Origin of the sequence: Moraxella nasovis (assembly GCF_022701215.1) — a bacterium.
In the GTDB taxonomy this organism is placed as follows: domain Bacteria; phylum Pseudomonadota; class Gammaproteobacteria; order Pseudomonadales; family Moraxellaceae; genus Moraxella; species Moraxella nasovis.
The window spans coordinates 1,786,179-1,802,280 of sequence record NZ_CP089976.1 but is presented as its reverse complement, the minus strand read 5'-3'; the positions used below and the strand labels follow the sequence as shown (position 1 = coordinate 1,802,280).

Annotated in this window: 15 protein-coding genes; 4 read left to right on the top strand and 11 right to left on the bottom strand. The window is 41.6% G+C overall.

Annotated elements, in window-relative coordinates:
* Window positions 1-40: 40 nt before the first annotated feature.
* The 5 genes from LU293_RS08780 to LU293_RS08760 form a co-directional block, all read right to left on the bottom strand.
* Window positions 41-394, bottom strand: coding sequence for a hypothetical protein (locus LU293_RS08780; protein ID WP_375540333.1), 354 nt, complete (start codon window positions 392-394; stop codon window positions 41-43).
* The gene (locus tag LU293_RS08775) at window positions 355-678 is read right to left on the bottom strand and encodes a hypothetical protein (protein WP_242747385.1); all 324 of its coding nucleotides are present in this window, start codon (window positions 676-678) and stop codon (window positions 355-357) included. The genes LU293_RS08780 and LU293_RS08775 overlap by 40 nt, the downstream gene beginning before the upstream one ends.
* The gene (gene rpe, locus LU293_RS08770) at window positions 678-1,376 is read right to left on the bottom strand and encodes a ribulose-phosphate 3-epimerase (RefSeq protein WP_242747383.1); all 699 of its coding nucleotides are present in this window, start codon (window positions 1,374-1,376) and stop codon (window positions 678-680) included. The genes LU293_RS08775 and rpe overlap by 1 nt, the downstream gene beginning before the upstream one ends.
* A gap of 359 nt (window positions 1,377-1,735) precedes the next feature.
* Window positions 1,736-3,280, bottom strand: coding sequence for an outer membrane protein transport protein (locus LU293_RS08765; RefSeq protein WP_242747381.1), 1,545 nt, complete (start codon window positions 3,278-3,280; stop codon window positions 1,736-1,738).
* A gap of 227 nt (window positions 3,281-3,507) precedes the next feature.
* Window positions 3,508-3,708 (bottom strand): SlyX family protein, encoded by a 201-nt coding sequence (locus LU293_RS08760; RefSeq protein ID WP_242747380.1) that lies wholly within the window; start codon window positions 3,706-3,708, stop codon window positions 3,508-3,510.
* A 67-nt stretch (window positions 3,709-3,775) separates the two neighbouring features.
* Between LU293_RS08760 and LU293_RS08755 the strand changes: the two genes are divergently transcribed.
* Together LU293_RS08755 and LU293_RS08750 are read left to right on the top strand one after the other, a co-directional pair.
* Window positions 3,776-5,719, top strand: coding sequence for an ATP-binding cassette domain-containing protein (locus tag LU293_RS08755; protein ID WP_242747378.1), 1,944 nt, complete (start codon window positions 3,776-3,778; stop codon window positions 5,717-5,719).
* Window positions 5,720-5,721: 2 nt separating this feature from the next.
* Entirely contained in the window at window positions 5,722-6,777 is a 1,056-nt protein-coding gene (locus LU293_RS08750; RefSeq protein WP_242747377.1) for an LpxL/LpxP family acyltransferase, read from the top strand.
* A gap of 5 nt (window positions 6,778-6,782) precedes the next feature.
* Here LU293_RS08750 and LU293_RS08745 read toward each other — a convergent pair whose 3' ends face one another.
* The 5 genes from LU293_RS08745 to pheA all read right to left on the bottom strand — a co-directional run bounded on the left by LU293_RS08745 (window position 6,783) and on the right by pheA (window position 12,019).
* On the bottom strand, window positions 6,783-7,247 hold the full coding sequence (locus tag LU293_RS08745) for a 2-amino-4-hydroxy-6-hydroxymethyldihydropteridine diphosphokinase (protein WP_242747376.1): 465 nt from the start codon (window positions 7,245-7,247) through the stop codon (window positions 6,783-6,785).
* A 16-nt stretch (window positions 7,248-7,263) separates the two neighbouring features.
* On the bottom strand, window positions 7,264-7,626 hold the full coding sequence (gene folB / locus LU293_RS08740; RefSeq protein ID WP_242747375.1) for a dihydroneopterin aldolase: 363 nt from the start codon (window positions 7,624-7,626) through the stop codon (window positions 7,264-7,266).
* A gap of 28 nt (window positions 7,627-7,654) precedes the next feature.
* Entirely contained in the window at window positions 7,655-8,497 is an 843-nt protein-coding gene (gene rarD, locus LU293_RS08735; RefSeq protein ID WP_242749760.1) for an EamA family transporter RarD, read from the bottom strand.
* A gap of 82 nt (window positions 8,498-8,579) precedes the next feature.
* Entirely contained in the window at window positions 8,580-10,901 is a 2,322-nt protein-coding gene (locus tag LU293_RS08730; protein ID WP_242747374.1) for a bifunctional prephenate dehydrogenase/3-phosphoshikimate 1-carboxyvinyltransferase, read from the bottom strand.
* 14 nt (window positions 10,902-10,915) lie between these two features.
* The gene (pheA, locus tag LU293_RS08725) at window positions 10,916-12,019 is read right to left on the bottom strand and encodes a prephenate dehydratase (protein WP_242747373.1); all 1,104 of its coding nucleotides are present in this window, start codon (window positions 12,017-12,019) and stop codon (window positions 10,916-10,918) included.
* A 191-nt stretch (window positions 12,020-12,210) separates the two neighbouring features.
* On the opposite strand from pheA, the gene LU293_RS08720 reads away from it, so the two are divergent.
* Entirely contained in the window at window positions 12,211-13,839 is a 1,629-nt protein-coding gene (locus LU293_RS08720; protein ID WP_242747372.1) for a glycosyltransferase family 2 protein, read from the top strand.
* Window positions 13,836-14,594: a glycosyltransferase family 25 protein gene (locus tag LU293_RS08715; protein WP_242747371.1), complete on the top strand. Its 759-nt coding sequence runs from the start codon at window positions 13,836-13,838 to the stop codon at window positions 14,592-14,594. Before LU293_RS08720 ends, LU293_RS08715 begins: the two co-directional genes overlap by 4 nt.
* Here LU293_RS08715 and LU293_RS08710 read toward each other — a convergent pair whose 3' ends face one another.
* Window positions 14,595-15,581, bottom strand: coding sequence for a glycosyltransferase family 4 protein (locus LU293_RS08710; protein ID WP_242747369.1), 987 nt, complete (start codon window positions 15,579-15,581; stop codon window positions 14,595-14,597).
* Window positions 15,582-16,102 lie beyond the last annotated feature (521 nt).

Genomic DNA, 16,102 nt, shown 5'->3' with positions numbered 1-16,102 from the left:
TTGATCATTCTTAGATATGCTAATGACCCATGTCACTCCATCACCGCCAATATCTTAGCTTGGCTAACATGAACAGCAAACCCACAAACATACCCAAATAGTAAGCCATCTTCAAATCAAAACTTTCATCTCGATATTTGATCGGCGAACTGATTACTGCGGTCAAGCTAGGCATTAAAATCAGATAAAACACCCAGTTCTCAAGCACATGCAACACGCCCTGCCACGCATCACCCTCGCCATAACGATAGCTTGATAGCCCTATTAACATAATTATGGCGATAAGTGATAAAATCAAGCCCTTAGGTACATCTTTTGGCACCCAGCAATCTGGCAAAATATCTAAAACCGCCATCAGCTGTATCGCCCCATAATGGTTAAAATCATCACACAAGCCATAAGATAGCCAAGTGTTACTGCGTTTCTCGTCTGAATCTGAGTCCCACTAAACTTGTTTAGCAGCTTTGCACCCCCCACAAACAAAGCAGGGATTACAATCATAAAAAATGACACAACAACAAGGGCATGGCGAATAACAGCACCAAGCTCATCACCTGCTAACAGACGAAAGCCGTAGCCTGCAACTGCTAATGCAAAGGCAAATATCGCAAGACCCACCGTTATCCCAAGCGGTACAAGCTTGGTATTGGCTTGGTTTTTTGGTGAAATGTTATGCATCACACCGACACCGCATGGACTTTTTGTAACTCATTACGCATGGCATCAATGACTGTCTTATAATCAGGCTGACTAAAAATCGCCGAACCTGCCACAAACATATCCACGCCAGCTTCTGCAATACTGCCGATATTTTGTGGATTAACCCCACCATCAATCTCCAAGCGAATGTCCAAACCCCGCTCATCAATCATACGCCGAGCTGTACGCACCTTATCTAGCGTACCATCAATGAATGTTTGACCGCCAAATCCGGGGTTTACGCTCATAATAAGAATTTGGTCTAGCTTATCAATAGTATGATCCAAATAATGCAGGGGCGTGGCAGGATTAAATACCAATCCGCATTTTACCCCAGCATCTTTGATGAGCTGTAAACTGCGGTCAATATGCTCGCTGGCCTCTGGGTGAAACGTGATGATGTCCGCCCCTGCCTTGATAAATGCTTCAATCATTGTATCCACAGGCTTTACCATCAAATGCACATCAATGGGGGCTTTGATACCATAATCTTTTAAGGCACGGCACACCATCGCCCCAAAGGTCAAATTTGGCACATAATGATTATCCATGACATCAAAATGCACGACATCTGCCCCTGCGTCAAGTACCGCCTGCGTGTCATCGCCCAAGCGTGCAAAATTGGCGGACAAAATAGATGGTGCGATTAAAAACGGCTGTTCTGGTAGAATTTTCATAAGCAATCTAAATGGTTTTTAAGTGATATTAAAATTAAAATAACAACTTATCATAACAGATTTTATCAAAAATTGCGATGGCTAATGGTGGGTGGTAATAGGTGCTAATGATTAATGATAGCTAGCAAACATTAAAAAACCATCAATCCCAATCGTCAAATTCACGCCTATACATAAATACTTAGGCTTAATAAATCACTTTAATAATTACCTACCCTTATCTAATGGCTTAGGTAGCTCAATAAATAAATTTGGTAAATTTGGTAATCTTGATAAATTTGATAAGAAAAACAAAAAAAGCCAAAACTTCTGCTTTGGCTTTTTTAATTAACGGTTAATTTATGTAATACAGCTTAGATTTATTTTGCTTGGTAAGCAAGTTTTAGACCAGCGGCAAAGCCGTCATTATTTTTAAAGTGACCAGCGACTTGACCCGTTGGCAGTGTTGCTGTCGCATCGCCAAATTTCAAGTATTTACCGCCCACAGACACCGACCAGTTTTTGGTCACGTCATATTTTGCCCCAAGCGAAGCACTATAATATCCGTTAATCGGCCCTAGTGTCGTTGCCATCTTACCTGCACCGCTGTCATAGCCTATGCCTGCTGATACCGCCAATTTTGGTGCCAATCTTTTACCCAAAGATACATCAACTGACCATTGATCTTTAGCGTAGCTGACAATAGGTAATGGCTTACCTGCCACACGCTCAGTTACCGCCCCATAAGCTGGTGGACGAATCTCAAAATCACTCCACGGTACATAGCGTACTTTTGCACTAAGTAGCGTGGTTGGATTTACCCCTGTTTGAAAATCTAGGTTATAAGATGGTGGTAGTTTTACGCCAAACTTGCTGCTTGATTCTTTACCAGTCGCAGGAACATTTTCATAAATGCTACTTTCATGCTCAATCTCTGAACGATAAGTCAAGGCAGCTTTTAGGGCGATTTTTGGAATGCTGTATGAAGCACCTGCCACCCAGCCTAGATCTGTATCAGGCTTAATGCGAGCGTCATAACCTGTCAAGCCAGAATACGCCACACCACGCAAAGCCACATTACCCGACACACGGCTTAAAGAAGGGCCGCCATATATTTGAAATTGCTTATTATCACCAAATTTCATACCAAGCAAGGCAGTCAGATTATTGGTGCGAATATCAACTTGAGTGCCTTGCCCTTTTTGAGCTTCGGCAGTGTTAGCTGCATTAATCGCCCCTGTCAATCTTGCCACAGTGCCAGAAGCACCATCCAAATTTGGACCAAGTAATTCTATGGCTTCTTTTTTGTTGTCTTCATAGCTTTTTAGCGCAGCGGGTGGCAATTTATCCAGCTTACCCTGTTGCCTTAGTTCTTCAATTCTTTTGCCGCCATTAATGACGCCACTTCTTAAAATACCTGCCTTTCTACTCAATAACCCATGTGCATTTATTGCCTCTTGGACTGTTGGAAGTTGTTGAGATGCTGCCACTGTCAGTTCATTGATGGTGTGATCACCGCCTTGACTGACAAAATTACTGCTGCCTTGTTGTAAAACAGACGCACCAAATGGCTCATCATATAGCACGCCCACGCTAAAGGTGTCATTGATGTCAGCTTTTACGCCATAACGGAAAAAGTCATAAGAAGGTGTCATATCACCTGTGGCCTCACCTTGAACATAAGTCGTACTAATGTCAGGTTTTCCAGTTGCTGGGTTAGGAGTTTCTTTGCGTACCGCATTGAGTCCATGACCTGAGACATCAGCATCGACATAAGTATAGACAAGCTCAGCATAAGTGCCATCTTGTAAAAAGGCACTCACATCTTGCCCAGAACGATCAAGCCCTGCTGCATTGGCGACAGTCGCTGTACCAAGCGTTGCCACGGCAAGCGATAATAATTTAAGTTGGAATGAAGAACGCATATCTACTCCTAAGTAAGCAATTTCCAAAGCACGCCATGAATCCTAACTATAAGCTGTGCGATAAGTGATAACCATTTTAAGTGATAACCGTTTGTTGATTCAGCTAGCTTTACTTGCGTGCTTAAATCGTAACAAAATGTTATTTCTCAGTTATCTTAAAACAAAATAATAAGCAATACAAGCGAAAATTTTTAAAAACATAAAAAAATACAAAGGCCATCATTTGCCTAATAATGTGGCGGTCTGTCAGCTAATAAGTCAAAAGGCGTAATGGTGTTTTCTTTATTTTGTAATTGTCCGTACATCAGCTTTAGTTGGTCTTGTAAGTCAGTCAAAAGACGATCTTGGCGAGTAACCACGTCGTTTAAGCTCTCAACCATCTCTTCTAAGTAGGCAAGCTTAATTTGTAGCTCAACGATATCATTCATAAAAATTCTCAAACCTAAGGGGAAATTTGCTATAATTGGTGAAATTTTATCACGATTTATCATAGCAATGGCACTCATTACCCTAAAAAATATCTCGCTTGCCTTTGGCACAGCTCCCATCTTAGATCACGTTAACTTCTCACTTGAGCCAAATGAGCGAGTCTGCTTGGTCGGACGTAACGGAGAAGGCAAATCTACGTTATTTAAGGTCATTACAGGCGTACAGACTCCTGATGATGGCGAGATGATCGTAACTGATGGCATAAAGATTGCCATGCTTGCCCAAGATGTGCCAAAAGATGATGGCACGCTGCTTGATGTGGTGATGGGTGGCAACCAAAAAGTCGCTCAGCTGCTCGACGATTATCATGCCTTATCTGATCAATGTTCGCTTGGCGATATGACTGCCTGCGAGAAGATGTCTCATTTACAACATGACATTGACGTCCTAGGTGGCTGGGAGTTAGAACGCCATGCTCGCACCTTGCTTGAGAATATGAATCTAAATGCTGATGATAGGTTAGAGAACCTATCAGGTGGTCGTAAGCGTCGTGTGCTTTTAGCCAGAGCCTTAGTGACTAAGCCTGATGTGTTATTACTTGACGAGCCGACTAACCACTTAGACGTTGAGAGTATTGATTGGCTTGAAAAATATCTGCTTAATCAAAACTTTAGTCTACTGTTTATCACGCATGATCGTAAGTTTGTGGATAATCTTGCCACTCGTATTATTGAGCTTGATCGTGGTAAGCTGTCAAGCTATGACGTATCACAAGGCGTGGGAGGATATGCTCGCTACCAAGAGCTTAAAGAGCTTGAGCTTGAATCAGAGGCGAAATCTTTTGCTGAATTTGACAAAAAACTTGCAGCAGAAGAAGTGTGGATACGACAAGGCATTAAGGCAAGACGCACTCGTAATGAAGGGCGAGTACGGGCACTCAAAGCACTTCGTGAAGAGCGTAAAGCACGCCGAGATGTCGTTGGCAATGTGTCTATCAGCCAAAATTTAGGTGAAAAGTCAGGAAAAATCGTCTGTGAAGTTGAGAACCTTACCCTAAAATACGACGATAAAATCCTAGTCAAGGACTTTAGCACCGTGCTGACACGAGGTGATAAAGTGGGAATTATTGGCAAAAATGGCGTCGGCAAGACCACGCTAATTCGCACCATCTTAGGGCTAGATGATAGTGCCAAAACACAAGGCAAAATTAAGCTTGGCACTAACCTTAATATCGCATTTTTTGATCAGCTAAAAGGACAACTAGACGGGGATAAATCCATCGCCGAAAATGTCTCTGAAGGCTCTGACCATGTGGAAGTTGGCGGGCGTAAGACGCACATTTTAGGCTATTTACAAGACTTCTTATTCACGCCTAACCGTGCTAGAACCCCTGTTAAGGCCTTATCAGGTGGCGAGAAGGCAAGGGTACTACTTGCCAAGCAATTGCTAAAGCCTGCTAATGTGCTGGTGCTTGATGAGCCGACCAACGATCTTGATATGGCAACCCTTGAGCTACTCGAAGAATATGTGGTTAATTTTGATGGCACGATTTTATTAATTAGTCATGATAGAGCATTTATGGATAATGTCGTGACTCAGACTTGGGCGTTTGACATCGATTCAAATGGCGATGGCATTATCAGCGAATACGTCGGCGGCTACCAAGACTATCTCAACCAAAAACCTAATACCCAAGCCAAGTCCACTAAAGCCGATAAAGCCGATAAATCAAAAATTGACAAACCACAAGCTAACACCACCCAAAGCACCGCCAACACACTCAAGAAAAAACTTAGCTATAAAGAGCAAAGAGAGCTGGATAATCTACCAAATGAAATCGAAGAGCTTGAAAATGAACAACGCGAGCTTAACGCAAAACTTGCCGATGGCTCGCTATTTGTCAGTGATTTGGCTCTTGCCACCAAATACAGTGAACGACTCGGTGAGCTTGACATCTTACTGCTTGAGAAACTAGAACGCTGGGATGAGCTTGGAAGTCTAGGAAAATAGCCATGAATAAAAGACCTTGCTGTCAGACAAAAGCCCCCGATAAGCCAAGCAGTTCACAGATTAACCCAAAAGCCATGCCTGATCTGACAGCCACTCATAAGCAAACACAGATGGCAGATAAAGCCCCTTTTAGCTGGGCGTTTTTAGCTCCACAATACTGGGGGATTTGGCTTGGGTTTGGTATATTTTTACCACTGATTTACTTACCACTTCGAGTGCAGTTTTGGCTTGGGCGTCAGATTGGCAGATTGGCATTTATGCTTGCCAAACGTCGTGTTAAAGACACGCTGACCAATCTTAGTCTTGCTTTTCCAGATAAGTCTGATAGCGAAAAATTACTGATTGCTAAACAAGTATTTGTCAATCAAGGCATTGGTATCTTTGAGACGCTGTGTGCATGGTTTCGCCCCAATGTCTTTAAACGCACATTTAGCATTGCAGGTTTACAACATCTTATCAATGCTCAAAACGAAGGCAAAGCAGTTATCTTATTGGGCGGACACTTCACCACATTAGATCTTGGCGGTAGACTTTGTACGCAGTTTTTTGCTGCTGATTGTGTGTATCGCAAGCAAAATAATGCTCTATTAGAATGGTTTATTTATAATGGCAGACGGCATATTTTTGATGAGCAAATCCAAAGCCGTAACATGAAAAAACTCATCGGTCGCATTAAGCTGGGTAAAGTGATTTGGTACAGTCCTGATCAAGATTTTGGGCTTGAGCATGGCGTGATGGCGACGTTTTTTGGCGTGCCAGCTGCAACCATCACCGCCCAAAGACGACTGGCTAGACTCGGTGATAAGACTAATCCGCCTGCTGTGATTGTCATGGATATGTTTCGCCAGACGCCAGACCATCTCCCAAAAGGCAAACGCCCACATTATCACATCACCCTATCGCCTGCGCTAGATCATTACCCAAGCAGTGATGAGATAGCTGATGCTCAGCGGATTAACGACTTGTTTGAAGCTAATATCAATAAAAACATCGCCCAGTGGATGTGGTTTCACCGTCGATTTAAGACACAAGCTGATGGCAAGAACTTCTATCAGTAGCTAAATCAATAGCTAAGTAGCCACTGTGCAACTTGCGATAGCCCTGCTCTTTCGTGTGCCTTAAGGGGTAGTCTTTTGGTATGGATATACCAGCACTTATTAATGCGTACTGCTAAAATATCTAAATCCATCGGTACATATTGCTTGATTGTATTATCCGCACTGCGACCGCATAATCTTTCTATTTGCTTAAAATTTTGGGATAATTGCACAATACTGGCAGGGTTATGACATCGTAAAGACGCACATGCGTTATGATAAATCTTATCAGTCTTGCCTGTAAAATCCTTACCAATAATACGATCAGACATCATCAACTCACCAAGCTGATCTAATGCTTGTTTTGCAATATAAAACGCTCGCACGCTGTCAGCATTACTACCAAGCGATAAGATAACATCGCTCACCAAGGCGTCTTTTGGCAAGTCGCAAAATCCATCAATCTGAACTGTCGCACTAGAGTGTATCATTTTATAGTATGGATAGTTATGCGTGTGGTTTTTGGCGAGTAATCTGCACACCCACGCTGTCTGCAGCAGTGATGGCGTTAGGTTTATGGATGGTTAAGGTGATACTATCACAAGGATAACTTTGTAGTAATACATCGCAAATTTGATCTGCTAAATACTCAAGCAGCTTTGCCTTAGTGTCATGGCAAATCTGCTCAATATCTGCACACACCGCCTGATAATCAATGGCATAAGCCACATCATCAGTCTGTGCCGCCTGAGTCATATCACAAGTTAGCTTCGCATCAATCATCAAAAGCTGCTTAATGGCACGCTCCCAATCATATACACCGATGACAGTCTGAACTTTCAATCCTTGGATAAATACCACATCATTCATCTAAATCCCCACTTTTTAAATACTTAAATCAGCGATTTTTCGCCACATCAACACTAAAAATAGCCAAACCCGCCCAAATCAAACCAAATATCACAAGACTATGCAAATCAAAAGGCTCGTGATAATAAAACACCGCCAAAGCAAATACAATGCTGGGCGTTGAATACCCCATAAAGCTTAGCGTATTAAATCTCACCATCTTAGTAGATTTATTATATAACAGTAGTGGCAGCAAGGTAATAGGGCCTGCAAACATCAGCAATAAAATATCGCTTGATAGCCAAAAATTAAGATTTGAGCTTACTGTATCAGACTGCACGAGCCAAAAAATACAGATGGGCAATAACAGCAAGGTTTCTAAGAAAAGCCCATCTATGGCATTAAACGGAGTTTGCCTTTGAATTGCCCCATAAAACACAAAAGACAATGCAAGCAGCAGACTCACCCAAGGCAAACCACCAAAAATCACCACCTGTATACCGACTGCAATCGCAACCAATAAAACAGCAATTTTTTGGAGTACTCTTAAGCGTTCCTTAAACAGCACCATGGATAATAGCACGCCCATCAAAGGGTTGATAAAGTACCCAAGGCTTGCCTCAAGCACCTTATCATGAGTGACCGCCCACACATAGACCAGCCAGTTGGTGGCGATAAGCAAAGCTGCTAAGAATGTCAAGCCAAGCTGCTTGGGATTTTTAATAATCTCATCAATCCATAAACGTCGCCGTCCAATTACCATCACAAAGACAAGAAGCACAAAGGTCCAAACCACTCGATGCACAATAATCTCAACGGCATCATACTCATGCAATAGCTTAAAATAAAAAGGAAAATTCCCCCAAATTAAAAACGCTGCTAAGGCGGTCATCAGACCTTGTGGCGTCGTGGTAATGGCTTGTTTTGACACACTAAAGCACTCAACAATCAATCCCTAAAAAGGGTTAAACACGTTATTTAACACTAATGGCAAGCCCCACACTATTTGCCAATTGAGCAAAATTCGGGAAACTTGTCGCCACCGTCTGCGTGCCATGTATGACAATCTCATCACTGGCACGACTGCTTGCCACCGCAAAGCTCATGGCAATACGGTGATCATGATGGCTTTCAATTTCACCGCCACCAAATACGGCATTTCGCTCGCCTGCCACGCCCTTACCATAAATGATAATACCATCATCTAACACCGTGCAGTCAATACCAAGTGTCGTAAGTCCGTCTGCCATCACCTGTATGCGGTCAGATTCTTTGACCCTAAGCTCTTTTGCCCCTGTCAGCTTGGTTGTGCCAATAGCACAGCTTGCCGCCACAAACAGCACAGGAAATTCATCAATAGCAAGTGGCACAAGGTGCTCTGGAATATCAATCCCGTGCAAGTCAGATGGACGCACCGTAATATCAGCAATCGGCTCGCCACCAATCAGCTTCTCATTACTGATGCTAATGTCTGCTCTCATCAGCTTTAAAATATCAATCACGCCTGTGCGTGTCGGATTCATGCCAACTTTGTTAATCGTCAATCCTTCCCCACCACCAATCGCACCTAGCACCATAAAAAACGCCGCAGACGATATGTCCGCTGGCACGACAATATCTGTGGCAGTTAGTCGCCCACCACCTGTGATGCTGATGGTATTGCCGTCTTTATGGATAGGGTAGCCAAATGCCCCAAGCATTCGCTCGGTATGGTCTCGGCTAATCTCAGGCTCGGTGATGGTGGTTGTGCCATTCGCCCATAGGCTTGCCAAAATAAGGCAAGATTTGATTTGGGCGGACGCAACTGGCAAGGTGTAATTAATACCTTGCAGGGTTTGATTGCCTGTGATAGAAATCGGTGCTGTACCACGGTCGCCTGTGGTCTGAATGACCGCCCCCATCTGTCTTAGTGGTGTCGCCACTCTCTCCATAGGACGTTTTGATAAGCTGACATCGCCTGTCATCACACTATCAAAGGCTTGGGCGGACAATATCCCTGCCAGCAGTCGCATACTCGTGCCAGAATTTCCCATATATAGTGGGTTGTTAGCAGGCTTTAGTCCGTCAATTCCCACGCCATGAATGATAATTTTATCACCCTTACGCTCAATCTTTACACCCATATCACGAAAGGCTTGTAAAGTGGCAAGTGCATCCTCGCCCTCCAAAAATCCGCTGACACAACTCACACCATCAGCAAGCGACCCTAGCATAATGCAGCGGTGTGAGATAGATTTATCACCCGGAACACTAATTGTGCCACTGATGTTCTGTCTTGGGCTGATATAGTAGCTTTGATTATTCATGTCATATCCTATGCGTTTATCTAAAGAAGAATTTGATTTTTGTGCAGTGGGCTGTGTTTTTTTGGCAAGCATATGCCCAAAATGCCTACGAGCTTGGCGTGCGGTATCTAAGCACTGGAGTAACCGAGCAGAATCTTCATGCTCAATCATCTCTTGAAAATCACGCAGTTGCGATTGGTATTTATCCAAAGCATCAAGCAACGCGTCTTTATTTGCCAAAAAAATATCATGCCACATGATAGGCGAGCTTGCTGCAATGCGACTAAAATCTCTAAACCCGCCTGCTGCATAACGAAAAATATCCAGATTATCATCATGGCTTGCCATCTGATGGGTTAAGCTAAATGCCAATAGGTGGGGTAAATGACTGGTATAAGCAAGCACATCATCATGGCGTTTAGCATCCATCTGTATGACATCAGCACCTGTTATCTGCCATAATGATTTAACCACCTGCACGGCATTGGCATCAACTTCATCATGCGGGCAGATGATAACCTTATGATATCTAAACAAGTCTGCATTACGAGCTAAAAATCCAGAATTTTCAGCTCCTGCAATGGGGTGAGCAGGAACGAAAGTTGCTGGAATAGCACCAAATACCGCTTTTGCAGCAGCAAGTATGCTCATCTTGGTGCTAGATACATCACTAATGATACAGTCTGATCTTAGCTTACCATCATTTATGGCTTGATTAATCTTGGTCAATACATCAGGCACAGCTTTTACTGGCACAGCAATGATAATCACATCTGCACCAGCCACACCTTCATAAACGCTAGTACTGCCCAAGCTTAATAATCCATGGGCAATGCCATCACGAATGCTATTAGCGTCTGCATCTACTGCTGTAATCTTAGCAATGGGCGACTTATCAGCGTGCTTTAGGCTGTGATTTTTTAGGCTTTGGGCAAAGCTTGCTCCGATTAGCCCAAGTCCAATCACGCACAAGTTAAGCTGTAACTGCTTAGAATGGTTGTCTTGTGTCATAAACCTAGACTCGGTTATAAAACTGCTTTTGGATAAGAACCTAACACTCTTAAATCCTTAACAAGTGGGCGAATCTCTTTAAGAGCTGTCGCTACATTCTCATCTTTAATATGCCCATTCATGTCAATAAAGAACACATACGCCCACTTATTTGGACGCTCAGGGCGTGTTTCAATACTGGTCATAGATACGCCGTGACGCTTTAACGGCTCTAAAATCTCAATCAAAACCCCTGCTCTGTCTGGACTGGAGACTAAAATAGAAGTCTTATCTTGACCTGATGGCTCAACATCCTCACGCCCAATAATCAGAAATCTTGTGGTGTTGCTTGGGTTATCTTCGATGTTCTCATACAGCTTATGTAGCCCATACTCTGCCACTGCTACATCACCTGCGATTGCCGCTGAATGCCATTCACTTTGCAGTCTACGAGCGGCTTCGCCATTTGAAGATACTGCCACACGTTCGACATTTGGGAAGTTCACATCAAGCCAATGACGACATTGGGCAAGCGATTGCTGATGGCTATAAATACGGCTTAGACTATCCACCTTAGTATGCTCTGCCACCAAAAAATTATGATGGATTGGCAACTCAACCTCGCCAATAATCTTTAGATTAGAGCCTAAAAAACCATCTAAAGTATGATTAACAACACCCTCAGAAGAGTTCTCAACAGGAACAACACCATACATAGCACTGCCTGCCTCCACTTCACGAAATACATCGGTGATGGTGGACATAGGCACAGTGGTTGCAGCTTTACCAAAATGCTTTAAAGCAGCAGCGTGCGTAAATGTCCCCACAGGACCTAAGAATGCCACTTTTTGGGGAGCTTCAAGCTCAAGACACACCGACATAATTTCACGAAATAAGCGTGCCATTTTCTCACCACTTAGCGGTCCTGTGTTACGAGCCATGACCTGCTTTAGCACTTGCGCCTCACGCTCAGGACGATAAAAGATTGGGTGGTTTTCGTGGTGTTTTTTTGCTTGAGCGACCGATTGAGCAATCAAGGCACGCTGATTAATCAGTCGCTGGATTTGCTCATCAATACTGTCTATTTCACAGCGTAATTCTTGGATTTTTGATGTGTTTAAGTTGGTGTGTTCACTCATAGCTACTTCCTTAGAATTTTACTATCAAAATAATGCAATGATACACGATTTTTACAGATTTTGGGGAAAATTAATTTGGTAATTTTACCGATAATCATCTCCTTATTACTCTTTTGCTTGATATCGCTTTATAAATAACCTAAAATGTTTTTTACATAAAATATACAATATAATATAAACTTAGGAATTTTATGCCATCTAACCCAAAAGACATACCAAAACCCTATCGCTTGTCAGTTGTCATGATTGTCAAAAATGAAGCAGACAATCTTGCTATCTGTTTGCCTGCCATTTATGATTTGGCAGATGAGATAATTATCTTAGATAGTGGTAGCACCGATAACAGTCGTAAGATTGCTGAAGCGTTTGGGGCAAGATGGTATGTCAATACCGATTGGCAAGGTTTTGGCAAACAGCGCAAGCTTGCCCAAAGTTATGCCACAGGCGATTGGATTTTGGCATTGGACGCTGATGAAGAAGTGACACCCACACTAAAACAGAGCATCTTAGAAGTTATTAAAACCAAACCAAGCAACACCGTTTATGGCTTAAAACGCTTGGATTTTATCTTTGGGCATCAAATTGATAATGCGTTATGGGGTGTAAAGTCCTATTGGCGGTTATTTCCAAAACGATTTAACTTTAATAGTCTTTTAGTGCATGAGTCGTTAGATGTCAGTGGCGCTAAAACCCAAAGTTTGGCAGGATTTTTGCACCACCACACCGCACCTAATCTTGACTTTTTACTCAAAAAACGCCTGTCCTATGCCAAGACGTGGGCGGATGAAAAGCACGCCAAGGGCAAAAAATCTAATCTTTTTAAAATCATCGCCAATCCAATTTGGCAGTTTTTTCGTCAGTATCTAATTGATGGGCGATTTTTACAAGGCAGATATGGTTTTATTTATTCGTGCTTATTTGCTCAATATACGTTTAATAAATATGCATGCCTGTATGATTTGGATAATAATCAAGCCGAAAAGACATTTTTACAATCAGTAGAATTTACCAAAAAGTTAACACCCGTTAATTTATCTCAAAAAAAATCCACGCTATCGCTTGTGATGATTTGCAAAAATGAAGGTAAGCATTTAAGGGCGTGCCTAAATACTGTGCATGATTTAGTGGACGAAATTATCATTTTGGACAGCGGTAGCATGGATAATACTCGCCAAATTGCCGATGAATTCGGGGCGAAATGGTTTGTGAATACCGATTGGCAAGGCTTTGGCAAACAACGTCAAATCGCCCAAGTCTATGCCACAAGTGATTATATTTTGGTATTGGATGCTGACGAAAGATTGGGGCACACATTACGTCAAGCAATTATTGCTGTATTAAATAAACCTGTACAAAAACAAACAGTTTTTGCCTTGCCTAGAGTCAATCTTTTTTGCGGCGTGGAGGTTATTAAACGCTTTTGGTATGCTGATAATTTAGCTCGTCTTTATGCAAATGATGACTATCAATACAATAATCTGGAAGTTCATGAGTCGCTAGATAGCAAAAATGCCAATATCCAAAAATTAAATGGTTATTTAATCCATCTTACCAATGATAACTTTGTTCATTTTGTCCAAAAAAATATCCGATATAGCAATGATTGGGCAAGAGATAAATTTAATTATGGCAAAAAAGTAGGATTTGGTAGTATTATAGCACGTGCCATTTTTTCTTTTTTAAGAGAATATATAATTCGGGGTGGTGTGTTGGGTGGGGCTTATGGCGTATTACACGCTGGTGCATCTGCCAGTTATACCTTTAATAAATATCTGATTTTATGGGAATTAAATCATCAAACAATGGAAAATAAGCCATGAAAAATTACGTCATTAGCCTAACTAATGCTTGCGACCGCAGAAATCATATCAGCCGTGAATTTGGCAAACAAGGCATTGATTTTGAATTTTTTGATGCGATTACACCAAGTCAAATTAATGAAATCTCTATAAAATTTGGCATTGATCTTAATAAAACCGACCTATCTTCTGGTGAAATTGGTTGTTTATTAAGCCATCTGTGTTTGTGGCAAAAAGCAATAGATAATAATTGGGATAATATTACCATTTTTGAAGATGATGTTTATCTTGGTGAAAATTCAGCAGTTTTTTTAAATACTTATGATTGGTTGCCAAAAAATTTTGATGCGATAAAATTAGAAACAGTTTTAACGCCCGTACATTTATCAAATCCAACTAAGATACATGACAGAAAACTTTGCACCTTAAACACCTTTCATTATGGTACAGGTGCTTATGTTATTTCTAAACAGTGTATTATAGAGTTGCTCAGTCTAATTCAGAAACAGGAAAAAATCACCACCATTGATGATATTTTATTTAATCAAATTATAAAAAGTAAAAATGTATTACAATTAACCCCCGCTCTTTGCATTCAAGAAGTTGTTTGTAAACAAGGTAATTTGGCTTTAAATAGTGATTTGGAAAGCCATCGCAAAAATCATCAGTTTATCAAACCCAAACGCACATTATCTCAAAAAATCATCAGAGAATTAAAAGCCTTATCCAATAAGACAAGGCTAAAACTTTGGGGTGAAATTGTTAAGTTTGAATAATCAATCTCTCATCTGCAAAAGTGCTTTCACATTGCCAAATGACTTGGGGCGTGTGGGGTTTAGGGTTTCGCCTGCGATGACTTTTTCATAGCATACTTGATAAGCTCTCCCCATGGCTTCATGCCCAAAATGCGTTTTGGCGTGTTCATGGCATAGTCTGCGGTCGTACTTATCCACGTCTTTGAGCGCTTCACTAAGCTTAGTATAGCTGTCCGACAATATGCCCAATCCATCATGGCTAATAATATCAGGCAACGAACCAAATGGCGAAGCAAACACAGGACAACCCAAATACATACTTTCAATAATCGCCAATCCAAACGGCTCATGCCATAGCACAGGAAAAACCAAGCCTTTGGAGTTTTTTATGAGTTTGTCTTTGGTAAGGCCGCCAACCATACCATTAAAACCAATATCGGACGAAAAATAAAAGTACGGATTGCGAGAAAAATTAAACCGCTTACCGCCGATGACTTCTAAGCGTTTGCCTGCTCGCTTGGTAATTTCTACCGTGCCTTGCAAATTTTTAACACGCCACGCCGCCTTTGCCAAAAAATGCACATAATCTTTTGGATTGGTTAAATTCGGCTCACTATAATCCGCCCAATACAAGCCATTGTGGACATAGCAAGTCGCTCCGTGATTTTCGGCGTGTTTACTCGACAAAAAAACGGTATTAATCGGATATTCTTTGGCAAGCTCGGCATTGCTATGCTCGGTGCAAATATAGGGCTTGTGTAGCTCGCCGTCGTAGGGCCAATGAAAATGCACCACGTCCGCCCAGTCGTCTATTTGTTCGTGAATAGGTTTGGATTTGTCATACAGTTGTACATCTGGGTTGTTGTTAGGGTTGGCTTTGGTCAAAAAACGCACTTCATGCCCCATCTCACGTTGTGCCACCGCCAATGCCCAGATCACTCGCTCTGTACCGCCATAATCTTTAGGCGGAATGGCAAGACGTGTTAATAGAACGTGTAAAATTTTCATAATACTCCTTTAATTTTCTAAAAAGATGGGTAAAATATCTTGTATCTGCAATTGTTCTTTTAACAGTCTACTTGTAAAAATAGAGCAATTATAACACGTTTTGCCAATGGTTGTTACTATATCAATGGTTGTTGCTATGTAAAACAATTAACCAAAACCACCTATAAAATATTATTCGCATAAATCTCATGCACAAATATTGTTTCAAGGGCTGTACTAGATTGGCCTAAACCCCACCCCATTTTCTAAGCACTATGGCTGATTAGAAAATGGTGTATCATAATTAAAACGAAACTCACACTCTTTGGGTAAAAATGGAAGTTTTTCTTGTTAATACGTAAGTATTTTTTTTAATAAAACGCTTAGCTTGCGACCAAAATTTTTCCTACACCCTTGATATGATTTTATGTATCTGCAAAGGTTTTCAAATTATTAATCCAAAAGTGTTTAAATCACTGGCATCCAATGCCATACATTACAAGGATATAGATAATAACATTATTTATAAAAATAAAAAATAC

Excerpts from the sequence above, each read along its gene's own strand:
- LU293_RS08750 (WP_242747377.1), top strand. The coding sequence starts at position 5,722 with ATGAATAAAAGACCTTGCTGTCAGACAAAAGCCCCCGATAAGCCAAGC.
- pheA (WP_242747373.1), bottom strand. The coding sequence starts at position 12,019 with ATGAGTGAACACACCAACTTAAACACATCAAAAATCCAAGAATTACGC.
- rpe (WP_242747383.1), bottom strand. The coding sequence starts at position 1,376 with ATGAAAATTCTACCAGAACAGCCGTTTTTAATCGCACCATCTATTTTG.
- LU293_RS08755 (WP_242747378.1), top strand. The coding sequence starts at position 3,776 with ATGGCACTCATTACCCTAAAAAATATCTCGCTTGCCTTTGGCACAGCT.
- LU293_RS08775 (WP_242747385.1), bottom strand. The coding sequence starts at position 678 with ATGCATAACATTTCACCAAAAAACCAAGCCAATACCAAGCTTGTACCG.
- folB (WP_242747375.1), bottom strand. The coding sequence starts at position 7,626 with ATGAATGATGTGGTATTTATCCAAGGATTGAAAGTTCAGACTGTCATC.
- LU293_RS08730 (WP_242747374.1), bottom strand. The coding sequence starts at position 10,901 with ATGACACAAGACAACCATTCTAAGCAGTTACAGCTTAACTTGTGCGTG.
- LU293_RS08760 (WP_242747380.1), bottom strand. The coding sequence starts at position 3,708 with ATGAATGATATCGTTGAGCTACAAATTAAGCTTGCCTACTTAGAAGAG.
- LU293_RS08765 (WP_242747381.1), bottom strand. The coding sequence starts at position 3,280 with ATGCGTTCTTCATTCCAACTTAAATTATTATCGCTTGCCGTGGCAACG.
- LU293_RS08720 (WP_242747372.1), top strand. The coding sequence starts at position 12,211 with ATGCCATCTAACCCAAAAGACATACCAAAACCCTATCGCTTGTCAGTT.
- LU293_RS08710 (WP_242747369.1), bottom strand. The coding sequence starts at position 15,581 with ATGAAAATTTTACACGTTCTATTAACACGTCTTGCCATTCCGCCTAAA.
- rarD (WP_242749760.1), bottom strand. The coding sequence starts at position 8,497 with ATGACCGCCTTAGCAGCGTTTTTAATTTGGGGGAATTTTCCTTTTTAT.
- LU293_RS08745 (WP_242747376.1), bottom strand. The coding sequence starts at position 7,247 with ATGATACACTCTAGTGCGACAGTTCAGATTGATGGATTTTGCGACTTG.
- LU293_RS08715 (WP_242747371.1), top strand. The coding sequence starts at position 13,836 with ATGAAAAATTACGTCATTAGCCTAACTAATGCTTGCGACCGCAGAAAT.